This is a genomic window from Cupriavidus basilensis (genome assembly GCF_008801925.2).
Classification (GTDB): domain Bacteria; phylum Pseudomonadota; class Gammaproteobacteria; order Burkholderiales; family Burkholderiaceae; genus Cupriavidus; species Cupriavidus basilensis.
In genome coordinates this window covers 4,345,757-4,363,669 of sequence record NZ_CP062803.1, presented here as the reverse complement: position 1 = coordinate 4,363,669, position 17,913 = coordinate 4,345,757, and the positions used below count along the sequence as shown (strand labels likewise).

Sequence of the window (17,913 nt, the reverse complement as noted above, 5' to 3'; positions counted from 1 at the left end):
CGCCATGAACACCAACCTCAAGAACCGAATCTTCCTGCTGGCCTTCGCGGTAGTCCTGGCGCTGTTGCCGGTGCTGCCCACGCCCGAATTCTGGATCACGCTGGGCAACTACATCGGCCTGTACAGCATCGTTGCCATCGGCCTGGTCCTGCTCACCGGCGTGGGCGGCATGACCTCGTTCGGCCAGGCCGCTTTCGTCGGGCTGGGTGCTTACAGCACCGCCTACCTCACCACGCAGTTCGGGCTGTCGCCCTGGCTCGGCCTGCTGGTCGGGCTGGTGATCACGATGGCCTCGGCCTATGTGATCGGCCTGATCACCATGCGCATGTCGGGCCACTACCTGCCGCTCGCCACCATCGCCTGGGGCCTGTCGCTGTTTTTCCTGTTTGGCAACCTGGAATTCCTCGGCAAGTACGACGGCCTCAACGGCATTCCGGTACTGCATGTGCTCGGTATCGAGCTGGCGTCCGGGCGTTCGATGTTCTACCTGATCTGGGCCGTGGTGCTGGTGTCGGTGATCGCCATGCAGAACCTGCTCAACTCGCGCCCGGGCCGCGCCATCCGCGCCTTGAAGGGCGGCGGCACCATGGCCGAGGCGATGGGCGTGAACACCGCATGGATGAAGGTGGTGATCTTTGTGGTGGCGGCGATGCTGGCCTGCATCTCCGGCTTTCTCTACGCGCATCTGCAGCGCGCGGTGAACCCCACGCCGTTCGGGCTGAACTACGGCATCGAGTACCTGTTCATGGCGGTGGTGGGCGGGGTAGGCCACGTGTGGGGCGCGGTGCTTGGCGCCGGCATCCTCACCATCCTGAAGGATGTGCTGCAAGGCGTGCTGCCCAAGCTGCTGGGCGCCAACGGCAACTTCGAGACCATCGTCTTCGGCGTGCTGATGGTGCTGCTGCTGCAATACGCACGAGATGGCATCTGGCCGTTCATCAAGAAGCTGTTCCCCAGCGGGCCGCCGGTGCTGGCGCCGGCGCAAGCGCCCGCGCTGCCATTGCGCGCCAAGCCGCAGGCCGGCGAACTGATCCTCGACGTCAAAGCCGCGCGCAAGGAGTTCGGCGGGCTGGTGGCGGTCAATGACGTGAGCTTCCAGGTCCGCGCGGGCGAGATCATCGGGCTGATCGGCCCCAATGGCGCGGGCAAGTCCACCACCTTCAACCTCGTCACCGGCGTGCTGCCGGCCACGCGCGGCGAGGTGCTGTATCGCGGCGAGCAGATCTCCGGGCTGCCCTCGCGCGAGATCGTCAAGCGCGGCATCGGCCGCACCTTCCAGCACGTGCATCTGCTGCCCACCATGACCGTGCTGGAGAACGTGGCCATCGGCGCGCACCTGCGCGGCGACTTTGCGCCGCAGGGCGGCGTGACGGCAGCGATCCTGCGCATGAACAAGAACGAGGAGGCCAAGCTGCTGCACGAAGCCGCGCGCCAGCTCGAGCGCGTGGGCCTGGCCGACTGCATGTACATGGAAGCCGGCAGCCTCGCGCTGGGCCAGCAACGCATCCTGGAGATCGCGCGCGCGCTGTGTTGCGATCCCGCGCTGCTGTTGTTGGATGAGCCTGCGGCAGGGCTGCGCTACAAGGAGAAGCAGGCACTGGCCGAGCTGCTGAAGAAGCTCAAGGGCGAGGGCATGAGTGTGCTGCTGGTCGAGCACGACATGGACTTCGTGATGAACCTGACGGACCGGCTGGTGGTGATGGAGTTCGGTACGCGCATTGCAGAAGGCGTGCCCGAGGACGTGCAGAAAGACCCGGCGGTGCTCGAGGCCTATCTCGGCGGCGTGGAGTAAGGAAACGACAATGAGCCTGATCCTGGAAGTGAAGGACCTCCACGTGCGCTACGGCAAGGTCGAAGCCGTGCATGGCGCCAACCTGAAAGTGGAAGCGGGAAAGATCGTCACGGTGATCGGCCCCAATGGCGCGGGCAAGTCCACCATGCTCAACGCCATCATGGGCGCGCTGCCGGTGAGCGGTTCGTCCACCGGCGCGGTGACCTACCTCGGCCACGACCTCGCCGGCCTGCCGGTGGAAGGGCGTGTGGCGCGCGGCATGTGCCTGGTGCCGGAGAAGCGCGAACTGTTTGGCTCGATGAGCGTGGCGGACAACCTGGTGCTGGGCGCCTATCGCCGCAAGCGTGCGGGTGAGAAGAACTTCCTGGACCAGATGGAAGTGGTCTACGGCCTGTTCCCGCGCCTGAAGGAGCGGGCGAGGCAGGACGCCGGCACCCTGTCCGGGGGCGAGCGCCAGATGCTGGCGGTTGGCCGGGCGCTGATGGCCAAGCCGCAGTTGCTGATGCTGGACGAGCCGAGCCTGGGGCTGGCGCCGCTGATCGTCAAGGAGATCTTTCACATCATCAATGACTTGCGCAAGACGGGGGTGGCGACACTGCTGATCGAGCAGAACGCGCGGGCGGCGCTGCAGGTCGCCGACTACGGGTACGTGATCGAGACGGGGGATATGGCGATGGAGGGGCCGGCTGCCGAGCTGGCAGCTAACCCGAAGGTGATCGAGACGTATCTGGGGCTGGCAAAAAAGGCGGCCTAGGCCCCATCGATCGCCAGAATTTATACGACGAATAATGACTGGCATTGCCGGTCATTATTATTTGTGCGCTGGATTGCTAGAAGCCGGACCTTTGCGGAAGTGTTCTTGATCCAGGGTTAGCGCAGCGATAGGTACGCTGAATATCCATGTAAAGAATGTTACGACTCATAAGAATTGACGATACATTCGTTATGTAGATATCGGTGCACCAAGAGACAATTAAATATTCGCTAAACAAAATAATTTCCGGGATCAGGACTTCTGCTATTTATCCGGTGAATTATCCTGATTGGCCTGCAGTACATCGGGATCTTGCGCTGCCATGCCAAGTAGCCACGCACGAAACTTGGCAAATGCGGGATGGTCCCGCCTCTCCTTCGGCGCACACAGGAAGTATCCCCGCGTCAGCCTGATCGGCAAATCAAACGGCGCCACTACGCGCCCTGCGGCGATCTCGTCCCTTACCAGACAGCGCTGCAACACGGCCACGCCCATGTCCGCCTTGACCGCCTGGACCAGGATCGAGACCTGGTCGAAGCCCGTGGCAAGCGCCGGCGCAGCACTGGGTACGCCTGCCGCGGACAGCCAGTGCTGCCAGTTGGCGGGGGCGGTGGTGTGGTAGAGCAAGGGTTCCTCGAGCAGTTCTGCCGGTCCGGACCATCGTCCAGACTTATGGCGGGCGCTGGCCCGGTCGGGATGGCAGATGGGCACCATCTCGCGGCCGATCACGTAGTCGCATTGCAGGCCTGGCCAGCGGTCCGAGGTGCCGGCGAGGATTGCGGCATCCGGTGCCGGGCCTGAAAAGTCCTCGTTGCGCCGGTAGGGCACGAAGTCCAGGCGGATCTCGGGGTAGCGGCGGTGGAAATCCGGCAGCCTCGGTATCAGCCATACGCTGGCGAGCGTGGGCACGGCGGACAGCGTGAGGTGATGCTGACGGTCGCGAGAGAGCAGGGCGGCGCTGGCGTTCTCGATGACTGCCAGCGGGCCGGCCACCGAGTCGAGCAGCTGACGGCCGGCATCGGTTAGCGTCAGCCGATGCGCGTTGCGCTGGAGCAGGGGTTGGCCAAAGTGGGATTCCAGCCGGGCAATCGCGCGGCTGATCGCGCCCTGGGTCACGCACAGGTCTTCGGCCGCGCGCGTGAAGCTGCCCAGCCGCGCGGCGGCGGCAAAGGCATGGAGTTCGGACATCGAGGGCGAGCGTAGCCGCATGCGGTGGGGGCGGGTGTGCCGAGAATGATCTTTGGTAATGCAACCGTGCAATATAGTCGTTTGTGCGGACTCGGTAAACTCCCGACACTTGGCGAGCCAACTCATAGAAATCCAAGGAGAAGTCCGCATGATCCGAGCCCAACTTCCGCGCCGGCATTTTGTCCTGTCTTGCCTGGCGGCATGTGCCAGCCTGGCCGCAGCCGGTGGCGCGCAAGCGCAGGCCAACTATCCGAACAAGCCGATTCGCCTGATCGTGCCCTTCGCCGCGGGCGGCTCGACCGACCTGTCGGCACGCCTGGTGGCGGAGTTCGGCGGGCGCGAACTGGGCCAGGCCATCGTGGTGGAGAACAAGGGTGGCGCGGGTGGCTCGCTGGGCATGGAGCAGGTTGCCCGCGCGGCGCCGGACGGCTACACCATCGGCATGGCGACGGTCAGCACGCACGGCTCGAACCCGGCTGTCTATCCCAAGCTGAACTACGATCCGATCAAGGATTTCGCGCCAGTCACCAACGTGGTGGCTATCCCGAGCGTGTTCGCTGTGCACCCCAGCGTGCCGGCCAAGACCATGCAGGAGTTCGTCGCGCTTGTCCGTGCCAACCCCGGCAAGTACAGCTTCGCCTCGCCCGGCGCCGGCTCGCTCGGCCATGTGAACATCGAGAACTTCATGATGTTGGCGAAGATCGACATGCTGCACGTGCCGTACAAGGGCGCGGGCCTGGCACTCAACGATGCGGTGGCAGGGCAGGTCAACGCCATTACCGACAACCTTTCGTCCACACTGCCCCACGTGAAATCGGGCCGGCTGCGAGCGCTCGCTGTGCTGGGTTCCGCCCGTTCGCCGCAGCTGCCCAACGTTCCGACCTATGCCGAACTGGGCTATAAGGAGATGGGCGATGGCGGCTGGTTCGGCATCGTCGCACCTGCCGGCACGCCGCCGGCCATCGTCGCCAAGCTCAACGACGCCATCCACAAGGCGATGCTGAATCCGGAGTTCAAGCGCAAGGTGGAGGAGTCCGGCGGCACACTGGTGCCGACCACACCGGACGGCTTCAAGGTGCAGATCCAACAAGCGATGGCGCGCTATGCGCGCGTGGCCAAGGCCGCCAATATCAAGCTGGACTGACGGCGATGAGCGACAACTTCGAGCCTTTCGTCCGCTTCGCGCCCTTGGCCCAGGTGTTGCCACTGGTGTGCGACTCGCCGCATAGCGGCACCCATTACCCGCAGGACTTTCGGGCGGCCATCCCCACGCAGCGATTGCGTGCCGGCGAGGACACGCACATCGACGCGCTTTGGGAATCCGTGCCGCGCGTCGGCGGTACGCTGATCGCGGCTAATTTTCCGCGTGTCTACATCGATCCAAATCGCACGCTCGATGATCTGGACCCCGACCTGCTGGACGGCACGTGGCCCGAGCCGTTGGCGCCAGGCGAGAAGACTCGCCTTGGCTACGGGCTGATCTGGCGCAACATGGATGCGGCCACCCCGATCTACGACCGCAAGCTCTCGCTGCAAGAGGTACGCGACCGGATCGATCGTTACTATCGGCCCTACCATCACGCGCTGTCGGAAGCGGTGGAGGACACCTATCGGCGCTTCGGGGCGGTCTGGCATCTGAACCTGCACTCGATGCCGAACAACGCGTACGAGCGCCTCAAGATTCAGAGTCCGCACCCGCTGGCGGATTTTGTGCTGGGCGACCGCGATGGCACCACCTGCGAGGCTGGCTTTGTCGGGCTGGTGGCGTCTGAACTGCGCGCGCTGGGATATACCGTGGCGCGCAACGACCCGTACAAGGGCGTGCAACTGATCGCACAGATCGGCCGCCCGGCTGAGCGGCGCAACAGCTTGCAGATCGAGATTCGCCGGCCGCTGTACATGGATGAAGTGACGCGCGAGCGGAACGGCGGCTTTGACGAACTCCGGGCAAATCTTGGTCGACTTGTCGAGCGCATCGGCGCTTATCTGGGCGAGCAACGCCGACCGTAAGTGCCTCGGCCTTCCGCTGTGCACAGAAAGCCGGGCCATTGCGCCCGGCTTTTTTGTTTCACGTGGAACACACCCAAGTTCTTCATGGCGCATGTTTCACGTGAAACATGCTGCGGCGCAGGGATGCCAAGGAGATTGCCGCTATAATTCGGCATCCCGATTTATTCCCGCTAGCCTCCCGGAGGAGGTGCCTCCATGCTTTACCCAAAAGAATTCGATGTCATTGTTGTCGGTGGTGGCCACGCCGGCACGGAAGCTGCACTCGCCGCGGCGCGTATGGGTTGCCAGACGCTGCTGCTGAGCCACAATATCGAGACCCTTGGTCAGATGAGCTGCAATCCGTCCATCGGCGGCATCGGCAAGGGCCATCTCGTCAAGGAGGTGGATGCGATGGGCGGCGCCATGGCGGCAGCCACGGATGAGTCGGGCATCCAATTCCGCATCCTGAATTCCAGCAAGGGCCCGGCCGTACGTGCCACGCGCGCTCAGGCGGACCGTGTGCTGTATCGCAAGGCGATTCGCGCGCGGCTGGAGAATCAGCCCAACCTGATGCTGTTCCAGCAGGCCGTGGATGACCTGGTGGTGGAGGGTGATCGTGTTGTCGGCGCCGTTACGCAGGTCGGCATCACCTTCCGCGCACGCGCCGTGGTGCTGACCGCCGGCACCTTCCTCGACGGGAAGATTCACGTGGGGCTGGATAACTACACAGGCGGTCGCGCGGGCGACCCGGCCTCGGTCTCGCTTTCCGCGCGCCTGAAAGAGCTCAAGCTGCCGCAGGGCCGCCTGAAGACCGGTACGCCGCCACGTATCGACGGACGCACCATCGATTTCTCCGTGATGGACGAGCAACCCGGCGATCTCGATCCGGTGCCGGTGTTCTCCTTCCTGGGTCGTGCCGAGCAGCACCCGCAGCAACTACCGTGCTGGATCACGCATACCAACAGCCGGACCCACGACATCATCCGTGGTGGCCTGGATCGCTCGCCGATGTACACCGGCGTGATCGAAGGGGTGGGGCCGCGGTACTGTCCCAGCATCGAGGACAAGATCCACCGCTTTGCCAGCAAGGACAGCCACCAGATCTTCCTGGAACCGGAAGGGCTGACGACCAACGAGTTCTACCCCAACGGTATCTCCACCAGCCTGCCGTTCGACGTGCAACTTGCCCTGGTGCACTCGATCCGCGGCATGGAGAACGCGCACATCCTGCGCCCGGGCTACGCCATCGAGTACGATTACTTCGATCCGCGCGCCCTCAAGGCCTCGCTGGAGTCCAAGGCCATCAGCGGCTTGTTCTTTGCCGGGCAAATCAACGGCACCACCGGCTACGAAGAAGCGGCTGCCCAGGGCCTGCTGGCCGGGATCAATGCCGGCTGCTTCGTACGGGAGCGCGATGCCTGGACTCCCCGTCGGGACCAAGCCTATCTTGGGGTTCTGGTCGACGATCTGATCACCCGTGGGGTCTCAGAACCGTACCGAATGTTCACCAGCCGCGCCGAGTTCCGTTTGAGCCTGCGGGAAGATAATGCCGATATGCGATTGACCGAGGCCGGTCGGGAACTGGGTGTGGTCGATGATGTGCGCTGGGATGCATTTAACCGGAAACGCGATGCTGTTTCACGTGAAACAGAGCGGCTGAAGGGTACTTGGGTCAATCCGGGCATCCTGCCGGAAGCCGATGCCGTTCCGCTGCTGGGCAAAGCGATCGAGCGCGAGTACAACCTCGCCGATCTGCTGCGCCGTCCCGCTGTCACGTACGAAGCGCTGATGGCGTTGCAGAAGGGCAAGTTCGCACCTGCCCAGGCGCTCGATGCCGACCCGTTGCTGGTCGCGCAGATTCGCGAGCAGATCGAGATCGGCATCAAGTATCACGGCTACATCGCCCGGCAAGCCGCAGAGGTGGACAAGCTCGAAGCCAACGAATCCACCCGCCTGCCTGAAGATTTCGATTACACGGAAGTGCGCGGCCTTGGCATCGAGGTGGGCCAGAAGCTGAATCAGCACCGGCCCGAGACCCTCGGCCAGGCATCGCGTATTTCTGGCGTGACGCCGGCCGCGATTTCGCTGCTGCTGGTCCATCTGAAAAAGAAGGGCATGGGGCGTACCAAGTCCGACTCCAGCCAAGAGGCCGCCTGAGTGAGGAACCAACGTTACGCGGCCGTGGATGACGCCGACCAGCGCCGCCGCCTGGAGGCAGGCTTGTCCGCCATCGGCCTGGCGCTCTCTGCGAGCCAGATCGATCAGTTGTTTGCCTATCTGGCACTGCTGCGCAAATGGAACGCCATCTATAACCTGACCGCCATCCGTCATCCCGACGAGATGTTGACCCATCACATGCTCGACTCGCTGGCTGCCGTGCCGGCGCTGGCGCAAGCGGCTCGCGCCGCGGCGGTGGAGGAGGGGGCGCGTGGCCGGGTGCTGGACGTGGGTTCGGGCGGCGGCATGCCTGGTCTGCCGCTGGCCATCACGTGTCCCGACCTGTCGGTGCTGATGGTCGACGTCGTGCAAAAGAAAACCGCCTTCCTGACGCAGTGCCGGGCACAGCTCGGCCTGTCCAACGCGGCTGCCCATTGGGGCCCGGTGGAAAAGCTGGAAGACGGCAAGGGATACGCAGTCATCACGTCTCGCGCGTTTGCCGAGTTGAGCGATTTCGCATCGCTCGCCGGCCACCTGCTGGCGCCGGGCGGCAAGCTGATTGCCATGAAGGGCGTTTATCCTCAGCCCGAACTCGATCGCATGGAAGCGGCCGGCCTGATGGCCGAGTGGCAGGTTGAGGCAATACCACGCCTGACCGTGCCGGAACTGGACGCAGAACGTCACCTGGTGGTGCTGTCGCGCCGCTGACCCGGCCGGTGGTTGTCGCCGGCGCCCACCCCCGGCAGGTAGAAATCAAGCAGGAGCAGCAGGAACATATGGCCAAGGTATTCGTGATCGCAAACCAGAAGGGCGGCGTCGGCAAGACCACCACCACGGTGAACCTTGCCGCCGGCTTGGCGGCACAGGACCAGCGTGTGTTGCTGATCGACCTGGATCCCCAGGGCAATGCCTCGATGGGTTCCGGCATCGACAAGCAGTCGCTCGAGCACAGCGTCTACCAAGTGCTGGTTGGCTTGTCGACGGTGAGCCAGGCGCGCCAGCATTCCGAATCCGGCAAGTACGACGTGCTGCCCGCCAACCGCGAACTGGCCGGCGCGGAAGTGGAACTGGTCGAACTGGACCAGCGCGAGAAACGCCTCAAGAACGCCATTGCCGAGGTCGATGCCGAATACGATTTCGTCTTGATCGACTGCCCGCCGTCGCTGTCGCTGCTGACCCTCAACGGGCTGTGCGCGGCCAACGGCGTGATCGTGCCGATGCAGTGCGAGTACTTCGCGCTGGAAGGGTTGTCCGACCTCGTCAATACCATCAAGCAGGTGCACGCCAACCTCAATCGCGACCTGAAAGTGATTGGCTTGCTTCGTGTGATGTTTGATCCACGTGTCACCTTGCAACAACAAGTGTCGGCCCAGCTTGAGTCGCATTTTGGCGACAAGGTGTTCAAGACCGTCATCCCGCGCAATGTGCGGCTGGCGGAAGCACCATCCTATGGCGTGCCCGGCGTGGCGTTCGATCCGTCGTCCAAGGGGGCCAAGGCCTACCTCGATTTCGGCGCCGAGATGATCGCGCGCGTCAAGCAACTCGACTGAACGCCGGGTTGAGAGTCACCGGGTTGAGAGTCACCGAATACAGGATACCGAGATGAGCACCGCGAAGAAGAAGGGCCTGGGCCGCGGACTGGAAGCCCTGCTGGGTGGGCCAGCCGAGATCGTCGATGCCGTGAAGCAGGAGGGCGCCCCCTCTGTGCTCCGCCTGGACCAGCTCCAGCCCGGCAAGTACCAGCCGCGCACGCGCATGGATGAAGGCGCGCTGCAGGAGCTGGCCGCGAGCATCCGTGCCCAAGGTCTGATGCAGCCGATCCTGGTGCGCCGCGTTGCAGAGCCGGATCGCTACGAGATCATTGCCGGTGAGCGCCGCTTCCGCGCCTCCAGGATCGCCGGGCTTGAAGAGGTGCCGGTGCTGGTCAAGGACGTGGCCGACGAAGCCGCGGCCGCGATGGCGCTCATCGAGAATATCCAGCGTGAAGACCTCAACCCGCTGGAAGAAGCGCAGGGCATCATGCGCCTGGTGCGCGAATTCAATTTCACCCACGAGCAGGCAGCGGAATCGGTAGGGCGCTCGCGCAGCGCGGTGTCCAACCTGCTGCGTCTGCTGAACCTGGCCCAGCCGGTGCAGACCATGCTGATGGCGGGCGACCTCGACATGGGCCACGCCCGTGCGCTGCTCTCCGCCGACGGCGCCAACCAGATCACGCTCGCCAATCAGATCGTTAACAAACGTTTATCGGTGCGCGAGACCGAAAAGCTGGTAGCCTCCACCCTCAAGCCCTTTGACCTCAGGTTGCAGAAGCCGAACAACGGCGCGCCGGCGCGCGACGTGGCCCGCCTTGAGGAAGAACTATCCGACGTGCTTGGCCTGCCGGTACAGATCAAGCTGGGCGTGCGGGGCAAAGGCCAGCTCACCATTCACTTCACCAGCAATGATGCGCTCGACGGTGTGCTGACACGCTTGCGCGAGCCCGGCGAAAGCCAGTCACCCGCCTGAGCGGGATTTCCCAAAAATAGTGCGCGATTAACGGTCGGCGCGGCCGTGCCGCGGCTTGGTGCAATCGGATGCCGGCCGGTTCTGGCTCGGCGCGCGCACCCCTGTGTAAGGTCTGTGCAAGGCCGATAAACGACCATGGTGCGCCGCCAGCCTTGGGCGGCTCAATTACCTGGCGCGTTATTGTTGGGCGTCGGCCGCGCACGCACTATGGGTTCGTGGCGATTGCAAGTGAAATGCGGACTGTTGCAAGGCGTCTGTAAGCAGATTGACTCGCATGGTGCATTCCTCGTAAAATCGTGCGGTTTGAATTCCGGCCGGTCCAGAAAAGTTCCGGGGCGGATTAAACAACTAGCAGCAACGAGCAAAGGCAATAGCAGGTGGTTTCAGATCGTCAGGATGCTGGTCGGAAAACCGACTGGCAGACGCGTGATGCCTGGGAAGACGAGGCAGAACGCGAAGAAGAGGCGGTCGATCCGCTGTCGCGCGTCGAGGCGGAAACGCTGTTCGGCGAGCGCGCGCTGCGCCCTTCGCGCATGACGCCCGGCAGGGTCGTGCTGGCGCAGGTTGCGGTTACTTTGTTGTCGGCCATTGCCTGGCGACTTTTTGCTGGCGGTAACGCCGGCGCGGCGGGTTGGTCGGCACTGTTCGGTGGCACGGTGTGTTTCGTGCCCAGCGGTTTCTTCGCGCTGCGACTCTGGATGGCGCGCGAACGTCCCTCGATCAGCGGACTGGTGGTTGGCGAGGCGATCAAGGTGTTTGCCACCGCCGGGTTGTTCGTCCTGGTAGTGGTGCTGTACAGCGAGTTGCGCTGGGTACCGATGCTGGTCACGTTCCTGCTTGTGCTCAAGACCTATTGGGTCGCGCTGGCGATTCGCTGAGGTTGCGCCCCAGGCTGGTAGGCCGGCCAGGCGCGGTAGGTCGGATAAGTGTGCTTCTCGTCGAAGTGGGGCACGAAAACAGAATATCAAGATGTTTTTGCGTGGCGCGTCACAACAGTGAAGCGCGGCGTGGATAAGGTTCAAACGAGCTTGCCCGCGGTGACCAGCAAAGTGTGCTGAAGGCGGTGCAAGAAGCGTACCGGCAAATTGCCGGCAACTGGTTTCGCAATATTACGGTTCGTTTCGACATGTCAGCTGCTCAAGGCGCCGAACAGGCCCTCACCCCCTCCGGCTATATCGCCGAACACTTGCAGAACCTCAACACGGTTGGCGGCAAGCAAGCCTCCGTCGTTGACTTCAGCGTCCTCAACTACGACACCGTGTTCTGGTCGGTGCTGTGCGGCGCCATCGCCGTGATTTTCCTGTATGCGGCCGCGCGCCGCGCGACCGCTGGTGTGCCGGGCCGCTTCCAGGCTTTCGTGGAAATGATCGTCGAGATGGTCGACGACCAGGCCAAGGGCATCATCCATGGCGATCGTTCCTTCATCGCTCCGCTGGCGCTGATGGTGTTCTGCTGGATCACGGTGATGAATGCCATCGACTTGATTCCGGTCGACTGGGTTACCGGCCTGAACGGCCTGCTGGGCATTTTCCACATCCATCTGCCGCACCACCGCGCGGTTGCCACGGCCGACCTGAACGGTACGCTGGGCATGTCGTGCGCAGTGCTGGTGCTGATGATCTATTACAGCTTCAAGATCAAGGGCGTGGGCGGCTTTGCCCATGAACTGCTGTCGGCCCCGTTCGGCGCCAAGTGGTACCTGGCCCCGTTCAACCTGATCCTGAACCTGATTGAATTCCTGGCCAAGGCGGTTTCGCTGGGCATGCGGTTGTTCGGCAACATGTACGCCGGCGAACTGGTGTTCCTGCTGATCGCGCTGCTGGGTTCCATCTGGACGTTCGGTGCGGACCTCTCCGCGCTGGGCTTCGTCGGTCATGTGCTGGCCGGTACGGTATGGGCGATCTTCCACATCCTGATCGTTCTGCTCCAGGCTTTCATTTTCATGATGCTGACGCTGGTGTACATCGGCCAGGCACACGATCACCACTGATTTAAGTTTTTCGGTTTTTCGGTTTTTTGGTTCTAAGTCTCTTCTCAATTAAAGGAGTAGTCATGCAAGCATATCTCGCCAACATCCAGGGTCTGACCGCCATCGGTATCGGCATCATCATCGGTCTGGGCGCAATCGGCGCCTGCCTGGGTATCGCCCTGATGGGTGGCAAGTACATCGAAGCGTGCGCACGTCAGCCTGAACTGATGAACCCGCTGCAAACCAAGATGTTCCTGCTGGCTGGCCTGATCGACGCGGCATTCCTGATCGGCGTGGGCGTTGCAATGCTGTTCGCATTCGCCAACCCGCTGCTGGCTGTCATCAAGTAATTCTTTTCGGTCTGCATGATGCTGACGGGCGGCGCGGGCCACTTAGCCTGGCCGCCCTTGCGCATTTATCTGTAGTTTGATTACCGAAAGGAACACACCATGAATCTGAACGCAACGTTTTTTGCGCAGATGGTCGTGTTCTTCATCCTGTGGTGGGTAGTTGCCAAATTCATTTGGCCGCCGCTGGTGAAGGCGCTCGACGAACGCGCAAAGAAGATCGCCGATGGCCTCGCCGCCGCTGAAAAAGGCAAGGCTGAGCTCGAACTCGCCAACAAGCGTGTGGACCAGGCCCTGGCCGAAGCCCGCACCGAAGGCGCTCAACGCGTCGCTGACGCCGAGAAGCGCGCTCAGCTGACCGCTGACGAGATCAAGCAAAACGCCCAGGCAGAAGCCGCACGCATCATTGCCCAGGCCAAGGCCGAAGCCGAACAGCAAGTTACCCGCGCGCGCGAGCAATTGCGCGACCAGGTCGCCGTGCTGGCCGTCAAGGGTGCCGAGCAGATCCTCAAGCGCGAAGTGAACGCGCAGGTCCACGCGGATCTGCTCAATCAACTCAAGGCTGAGCTCTAATCATGGCTGAAACCGCAACCATTGCCCGTCCCTACGCCGAGGCGCTGTTCCGCGTCGCGACCGAATCGAGCGGCAATCTGGATGCATGGTCCGAGCTGGTGTCGGAAATGGGGCAAGTTGCCGCCAATCCCGACATGAAGGCGGTGGCTGGCGATCCGAACGTGCACGGCGACAAGCTGAGCGCACTGTTCCTGTCGGCCCTGAAGTCTCCGGTCAACGACGAAGCCAAGCGCTTCGTCAGCCTGCTGGTGGATAACCACCGCCTGTCGGTATTGCCGGAAATCGCCGAGCAGTTCCATGCGCTCAAGAACGACCGTGAAGGGTCGGCTGATGTCGAGATCACGAGTGCCTTCCCCCTTGAGGGCGCAAGCCTGACCGACCTCGTCGCCGCGCTCGAACGCAAGTTCGGCCGCAAGCTGCAGCCCTCGGTTGCGGTGGACCCGTCGCTGATTGGCGGCGTGCGCGTCAAGGTCGGCGACGAAGTGCTCGACACCTCCGTGCGTGCGCGCCTGGCAGCAATGCAAGTGGCGCTGACCGCATGATGCGCGAGAAGCGCACCAGCCGACGGATTGAAGAATTAGGAGCATTGTGATGCAACTGAACCCCTCAGAAATCAGCGAGCTGATCAAGTCCCGCATCTCGGGTCTTGGCGCCGACGCTGAAGTGCGCAACACCGGCACGGTGATTTCCGTGACCGATGGTATCTGCCGCGTGCACGGCCTGTCTGGCGTGATGCAGGGCGAGATGCTGGAATTCCCCGGTAACACGTTCGGTCTGGCACTGAACCTCGAGCGCGACTCTGTCGGCGCCGTGGTGCTGGGCGACTACGAACACATTTCCGAAGGCGACCCGGTCAAGTGCACCGGCCGCATTCTGGAAGTGCCGGTTGGCAAGGAACTGCTGGGCCGCGTGGTCAACACGCTGGGTCAGCCGATCGATGGCAAAGGCCCGATCAACGCCAAAGAAACCGATGTGATCGAAAAGGTTGCCCCTGGCGTGATCGCACGTCAGTCGGTCAGCCAGCCGGTGCAGACCGGCCTGAAGTCGATCGACGCGATGGTGCCGATTGGCCGTGGCCAGCGCGAGCTGATCATTGGCGACCGCCAGACCGGCAAGACCGCCGTTGCTGTCGACGCGATCATCAACCAGAAGGGCAAGGGCGTTTTCTGCGTCTACGTCGCAATCGGTCAGAAGGCTTCGACCGTGAACAACGTGGTGCGCAAGCTCGAAGAACTGGGCGCGATGGAATACACCATCGTCGTTGCTGCTACGGCTTCGGACTCCGCCGCCATGCAGTACCTGGCTGCCTACGCTGGTTGCACGATGGGCGAGTACTTCCGCGACCGCGGCGAAGACGCGCTGATCGTTTATGACGACCTGACCAAGCAAGCCTGGGCCTACCGCCAGGTGTCGCTGCTGCTGCGCCGCCCGCCGGGCCGCGAAGCTTACCCTGGCGACGTGTTCTACCTGCACTCGCGTCTGCTCGAGCGCGCAGCCCGCGTGAACGCCGACTACGTCGAGAAGTTCACCAAGGGCGCAGTGACCGGCAAGACCGGCTCGCTGACCGCGCTGCCCGTGATCGAAACGCAAGCTGGCGACGTGTCCGCTTTCGTGCCGACCAACGTGATCTCGATCACCGACGGCCAGATCTTCCTGGAAACCGACCTGTTCAACGCAGGTGTGCGCCCCGCAATCAACGCCGGTATCTCGGTGTCGCGCGTTGGTGGTGCCGCCCAGACCAAGGTCGTCAAGAAGCTGTCCGGCGGTATCCGTACCGACCTGGCCCAGTACCGTGAACTGGCTGCGTTCGCGCAGTTCGCTTCCGACCTGGACGATGCCACCCGCAAGCAGCTGGAGCGCGGCCGCCGCGTGACGGAACTGCTCAAGCAGGCTCAATACCTGCCGCTGCAGGTGTGGCAGCTGGCCGCGTCGCTGTACGCAGCCAACAACGGCTTCCTCGACAACGTGGAAGTGAAGGACATTCTCCCGTTCGAGAAGGGCCTGCACGACCATCTGAAGACCAAGTACGCCGACCTCGTCAACCGCATCGAAGATTCCAAGGATCTGTCGAAGGAAGACGAAGCCACCCTGCGTGCCGCGATCGAGGATTTCAAGAAGTCCGCCGCGTTCTAACCGCGCAATTCCACGAAACTGCGCCGGCACCGTTGCCATGACGGTGCCGGTGCGGCACGAATGGAGAGGAAGATATGGCCGGAACGAAAGAAATTCGAACCAAGATCAAGAGCGTGCAAAACACGCGCAAGATCACCAAGGCGATGGAGATGGTCGCCGCGTCCAAGATGCGCAAGGCGCAGGAACGGATGCGCAACGCCCGTCCCTATGCTGAGAAAGTGCGCAATATCGCGGCGCACCTGGCTGCGGCCAACCCCGAGTTCAAGCACCCCTTCATGGTGGCACGCGACATCAAGCGCGCCGGCATGATCGTGGTAACGACGGACAAGGGGCTGTGCGGCGGCATGAACACGAACGTGCTGCGTGCGGTAACCAATGAGCTGCGTGAGCTGCAAAGCCGCGGCGTGGAGGTGCAGAGCACCGCCATTGGTTCCAAGGGCTTGCAGTTCATGGGCCGCATCGGCGCCAAGGTGCTCTCGCACGTGGTGCACCTCGGTGACACCCCGCATCTGGAAAAACTGATCGGTGCCATCAAGGTCCAGCTCGACGCCTTCACCAATGGTGAAATCGATGCTGTGTACCTGGCTTACACCAAGTTCATCAATACGATGAAGCAGGAGCCGATGGTGGAGCAGCTGCTGCCGCTCCCCGCCGACAAGTTTGCCCAGACCGAAGATGAAAAGCGCGCCTACTCGTGGGATTACATCTACGAGCCCGACGCACAGACCGTAGTGGAAGAACTGTTGGTCCGCTACGTCGAAGCGCTGGTGTACCAGGCCGTGGCCGAAAACATGGCGTCCGAGCAATCGGCGCGCATGGTGGCCATGAAGGCGGCATCCGACAATGCCAAGAACGTGATCGGCGAACTGCAACTGGTCTACAACAAGACCCGTCAGGCAGCGATTACCAAGGAACTGTCGGAAATCGTCAGCGGTGCCGCAGCCGTCTAAGGCGTCAAGTATTCAAGCTATCGGAGATACGAAATGAGTATCGGAAATATTGTGCAGTGTATTGGCGCCGTGGTGGACATCGAGTTCCCCCGCGACGCGCTGCCTAAGGTCTACGAAGCGCTCGTGCTGGAAGACAGCAACGAAGCCTCGTTCGCCGAGAAGGGCCTGACCTTCGAAGTGCAGCAACAGCTGGGTGACGGCGTGGTGCGTACCATTGCCCTCGGCTCGTCGGACGGCCTGCGCCGCGGCATGGCAGTGAAGGGCACTGGCGCCCCGATCTCGGTGCCCGTTGGTCACGGCACGCTGGGCCGCATCATGGACGTGCTGGGTCGTCCCATCGACGAAGCCGGCCCGATCGCCTCGGACGAGCTGCGCTCGATCCACCAGAAGGCCCCGAAGTTCGACGAACTGTCGCCTTCGGTTGACCTGCTCGAAACTGGCATCAAGGTGATCGACCTGGTGTGCCCGTTCGCAAAGGGCGGCAAGGTGGGTCTGTTCGGTGGCGCCGGCGTCGGCAAGACCGTGAACATGATGGAGCTCATCAACAACATCGCCAAGCAGCACAGCGGTTTGTCGGTGTTCGCCGGCGTGGGCGAGCGTACCCGTGAAGGGAACGACTTCTACCACGAAATGAAGGACTCGAACGTTCTCGACAAGGTGGCCATGGTGTTCGGCCAGATGAACGAGCCGCCGGGCAACCGTCTGCGCGTGGCACTGTCCGGCCTGACCATGGCCGAGAAGTTCCGCGACGAAGGCCGTGACATCCTGTTCTTCGTCGACAACATCTACCGCTACACGCTGGCCGGTACCGAAGTGTCCGCACTGCTGGGCCGTATGCCTTCCGCAGTGGGTTACCAGCCGACGCTGGCCGAGGAAATGGGCAAGCTGCAAGAGCGCATCACCTCGACCAAGACTGGCTCGATCACATCGATCCAGGCCGTGTATGTGCCTGCGGATGACTTGACCGACCCGTCGCCTGCTACCACCTTCCTGCACTTGGACTCGACCGTCGTGCTGTCGCGTGACATCGCCGCGCTGGGTATCTACCCGGCAGTCGATCCGCTCGACTCGACCTCGCGTCAGCTGGACCCGCAAGTCGTGGGTCAAGAGCACTATGACGTGGCCCGTCGCGTGCAGCAAACGCTGCAACGCTACAAGGAACTGCGTGACATTATCGCGATTCTGGGCATGGACGAACTGTCGCCGGAAGACAAGCAGTCGGTGTCGCGCGCTCGTAAGATCCAGCGTTTCCTGTCGCAGCCCTTCCACGTTGCGGAAGTGTTCACGGGTTCGCCGGGCAAGTACGTCACGCTGAAGGAAACCATCCGCGGCTTCAAGATGCTGGTCGACGGCGAGTGCGATCACCTGCCCGAGCAAGCGTTCTACATGGTCGGCTCGATCGACGAAGCCTTCGAGAAGGCCAAGAAGCTCCAGTAAGCGGCGTCTTTCGCTGCCAGCGCCGTAGTGGCGGCCTAGCCACGGACAGCAATGTCCGGGGCGGCCGCGCTCTGCCCGGCAGCGAAATACTTGCTTCCTGGCAACGGGAAGCCGAAGCT

17 protein-coding genes are annotated in these 17,913 nt (G+C 62.8%); 16 read left to right on the top strand and 1 reads right to left on the bottom strand.

The genetic code is table 11. The features are described 5' to 3' along the window. Positions 1-4: 4 nt before the first annotated feature. Entirely contained in the window at positions 5-1,792 is a 1,788-nt protein-coding gene (locus tag F7R26_RS20080) for a branched-chain amino acid ABC transporter ATP-binding protein/permease (protein ID WP_150987527.1), read from the top strand. A gap of 10 nt (positions 1,793-1,802) precedes the next feature. Beyond that, positions 1,803-2,546 (top strand): ABC transporter ATP-binding protein, encoded by a 744-nt coding sequence (locus F7R26_RS20075; RefSeq protein WP_150987526.1) that lies wholly within the window; start codon positions 1,803-1,805, stop codon positions 2,544-2,546. 264 nt (positions 2,547-2,810) lie between these two features. On the opposite strand, the gene F7R26_RS20070 is transcribed toward F7R26_RS20075, so the two are convergent. Next, on the bottom strand, positions 2,811-3,755 hold the full coding sequence (locus F7R26_RS20070; RefSeq protein WP_150987524.1) for a LysR substrate-binding domain-containing protein: 945 nt from the start codon (positions 3,753-3,755) through the stop codon (positions 2,811-2,813). Positions 3,756-3,882: 127 nt separating this feature from the next. Between F7R26_RS20070 and F7R26_RS20065 the strand changes: the two genes are divergently transcribed. From F7R26_RS20065 to atpD, 14 genes are all read left to right on the top strand, one after another. Continuing rightward, positions 3,883-4,878, top strand: a complete 996-nt coding sequence (locus tag F7R26_RS20065; RefSeq protein ID WP_150987522.1) for a tripartite tricarboxylate transporter substrate binding protein BugE — start codon at positions 3,883-3,885, stop codon at positions 4,876-4,878. A gap of 5 nt (positions 4,879-4,883) precedes the next feature. Further along, positions 4,884-5,744, top strand: a complete 861-nt coding sequence (locus F7R26_RS20060) for an N-formylglutamate amidohydrolase (protein ID WP_150987520.1) — start codon at positions 4,884-4,886, stop codon at positions 5,742-5,744. Positions 5,745-5,939: 195 nt separating this feature from the next. Next, positions 5,940-7,880 carry a tRNA uridine-5-carboxymethylaminomethyl(34) synthesis enzyme MnmG gene (gene mnmG / locus F7R26_RS20055; RefSeq protein ID WP_150987518.1) on the top strand — a complete coding sequence of 647 codons (1,941 nt, stop codon included), beginning with the start codon at positions 5,940-5,942 and terminating at the stop codon, positions 7,878-7,880. Continuing rightward, positions 7,881-8,588 carry a 16S rRNA (guanine(527)-N(7))-methyltransferase RsmG gene (rsmG, locus tag F7R26_RS20050; RefSeq protein WP_150987516.1) on the top strand — a complete coding sequence of 236 codons (708 nt, stop codon included), beginning with the start codon at positions 7,881-7,883 and terminating at the stop codon, positions 8,586-8,588. Between the two features lie 68 nt (positions 8,589-8,656). Next, complete coding sequence (locus tag F7R26_RS20045; RefSeq protein ID WP_150987514.1) at positions 8,657-9,430, top strand: ParA family protein; 774 nt, start codon at positions 8,657-8,659, stop codon at positions 9,428-9,430. A 52-nt stretch (positions 9,431-9,482) separates the two neighbouring features. Continuing rightward, positions 9,483-10,385, top strand: coding sequence for a ParB/RepB/Spo0J family partition protein (locus F7R26_RS20040; RefSeq protein WP_043350783.1), 903 nt, complete (start codon positions 9,483-9,485; stop codon positions 10,383-10,385). A gap of 377 nt (positions 10,386-10,762) precedes the next feature. After that, a complete protein-coding gene (locus F7R26_RS20035) occupies positions 10,763-11,263 on the top strand; it encodes an ATP synthase subunit I (RefSeq protein ID WP_043350778.1) in 501 nt (166 codons plus the stop codon). Between the two features lie 248 nt (positions 11,264-11,511). Then, on the top strand, positions 11,512-12,375 hold the full coding sequence (gene atpB, locus F7R26_RS20030; RefSeq protein WP_150987512.1) for a F0F1 ATP synthase subunit A: 864 nt from the start codon (positions 11,512-11,514) through the stop codon (positions 12,373-12,375). 62 nt (positions 12,376-12,437) lie between these two features. After that, the gene (gene atpE / locus F7R26_RS20025; RefSeq protein WP_006157246.1) at positions 12,438-12,704 is read left to right on the top strand and encodes a F0F1 ATP synthase subunit C; all 267 of its coding nucleotides are present in this window, start codon (positions 12,438-12,440) and stop codon (positions 12,702-12,704) included. 99 nt (positions 12,705-12,803) lie between these two features. Continuing rightward, a complete protein-coding gene (locus tag F7R26_RS20020) occupies positions 12,804-13,274 on the top strand; it encodes a F0F1 ATP synthase subunit B (protein ID WP_043350775.1) in 471 nt (156 codons plus the stop codon). A gap of 2 nt (positions 13,275-13,276) precedes the next feature. Continuing rightward, positions 13,277-13,816, top strand: a complete 540-nt coding sequence (locus F7R26_RS20015; protein ID WP_006157248.1) for a F0F1 ATP synthase subunit delta — start codon at positions 13,277-13,279, stop codon at positions 13,814-13,816. Positions 13,817-13,865: 49 nt separating this feature from the next. Next, a complete protein-coding gene (gene atpA, locus F7R26_RS20010; protein ID WP_150987510.1) occupies positions 13,866-15,407 on the top strand; it encodes a F0F1 ATP synthase subunit alpha in 1,542 nt (513 codons plus the stop codon). Between the two features lie 74 nt (positions 15,408-15,481). Continuing rightward, positions 15,482-16,357 carry a F0F1 ATP synthase subunit gamma gene (atpG, locus tag F7R26_RS20005; protein ID WP_043350766.1) on the top strand — a complete coding sequence of 292 codons (876 nt, stop codon included), beginning with the start codon at positions 15,482-15,484 and terminating at the stop codon, positions 16,355-16,357. 33 nt (positions 16,358-16,390) lie between these two features. Continuing rightward, on the top strand, positions 16,391-17,794 hold the full coding sequence (gene atpD / locus F7R26_RS20000) for a F0F1 ATP synthase subunit beta (protein WP_150987508.1): 1,404 nt from the start codon (positions 16,391-16,393) through the stop codon (positions 17,792-17,794). Positions 17,795-17,913 lie beyond the last annotated feature (119 nt).

What these genes read in the sequence shown, in the direction of transcription:
- F7R26_RS20070 (WP_150987524.1), bottom strand. Translation starts at nt 3,755, where the DNA reads ATGCGGCTACGCTCGCCCTCGATGTCCGAACTCCATGCCTTTGCCGCC.
- F7R26_RS20045 (WP_150987514.1), top strand. Translation starts at nt 8,657, where the DNA reads ATGGCCAAGGTATTCGTGATCGCAAACCAGAAGGGCGGCGTCGGCAAG.
- atpG (WP_043350766.1), top strand. Translation starts at nt 15,482, where the DNA reads ATGGCCGGAACGAAAGAAATTCGAACCAAGATCAAGAGCGTGCAAAAC.
- atpA (WP_150987510.1), top strand. Translation starts at nt 13,866, where the DNA reads ATGCAACTGAACCCCTCAGAAATCAGCGAGCTGATCAAGTCCCGCATC.
- F7R26_RS20040 (WP_043350783.1), top strand. Translation starts at nt 9,483, where the DNA reads ATGAGCACCGCGAAGAAGAAGGGCCTGGGCCGCGGACTGGAAGCCCTG.
- F7R26_RS20060 (WP_150987520.1), top strand. Translation starts at nt 4,884, where the DNA reads ATGAGCGACAACTTCGAGCCTTTCGTCCGCTTCGCGCCCTTGGCCCAG.
- atpB (WP_150987512.1), top strand. Translation starts at nt 11,512, where the DNA reads ATGTCAGCTGCTCAAGGCGCCGAACAGGCCCTCACCCCCTCCGGCTAT.
- atpE (WP_006157246.1), top strand. Translation starts at nt 12,438, where the DNA reads ATGCAAGCATATCTCGCCAACATCCAGGGTCTGACCGCCATCGGTATC.
- mnmG (WP_150987518.1), top strand. Translation starts at nt 5,940, where the DNA reads ATGCTTTACCCAAAAGAATTCGATGTCATTGTTGTCGGTGGTGGCCAC.
- F7R26_RS20020 (WP_043350775.1), top strand. Translation starts at nt 12,804, where the DNA reads ATGAATCTGAACGCAACGTTTTTTGCGCAGATGGTCGTGTTCTTCATC.
- F7R26_RS20080 (WP_150987527.1), top strand. Translation starts at nt 5, where the DNA reads ATGAACACCAACCTCAAGAACCGAATCTTCCTGCTGGCCTTCGCGGTA.
- F7R26_RS20065 (WP_150987522.1), top strand. Translation starts at nt 3,883, where the DNA reads ATGATCCGAGCCCAACTTCCGCGCCGGCATTTTGTCCTGTCTTGCCTG.
- F7R26_RS20075 (WP_150987526.1), top strand. Translation starts at nt 1,803, where the DNA reads ATGAGCCTGATCCTGGAAGTGAAGGACCTCCACGTGCGCTACGGCAAG.
- atpD (WP_150987508.1), top strand. Translation starts at nt 16,391, where the DNA reads ATGAGTATCGGAAATATTGTGCAGTGTATTGGCGCCGTGGTGGACATC.
- F7R26_RS20015 (WP_006157248.1), top strand. Translation starts at nt 13,277, where the DNA reads ATGGCTGAAACCGCAACCATTGCCCGTCCCTACGCCGAGGCGCTGTTC.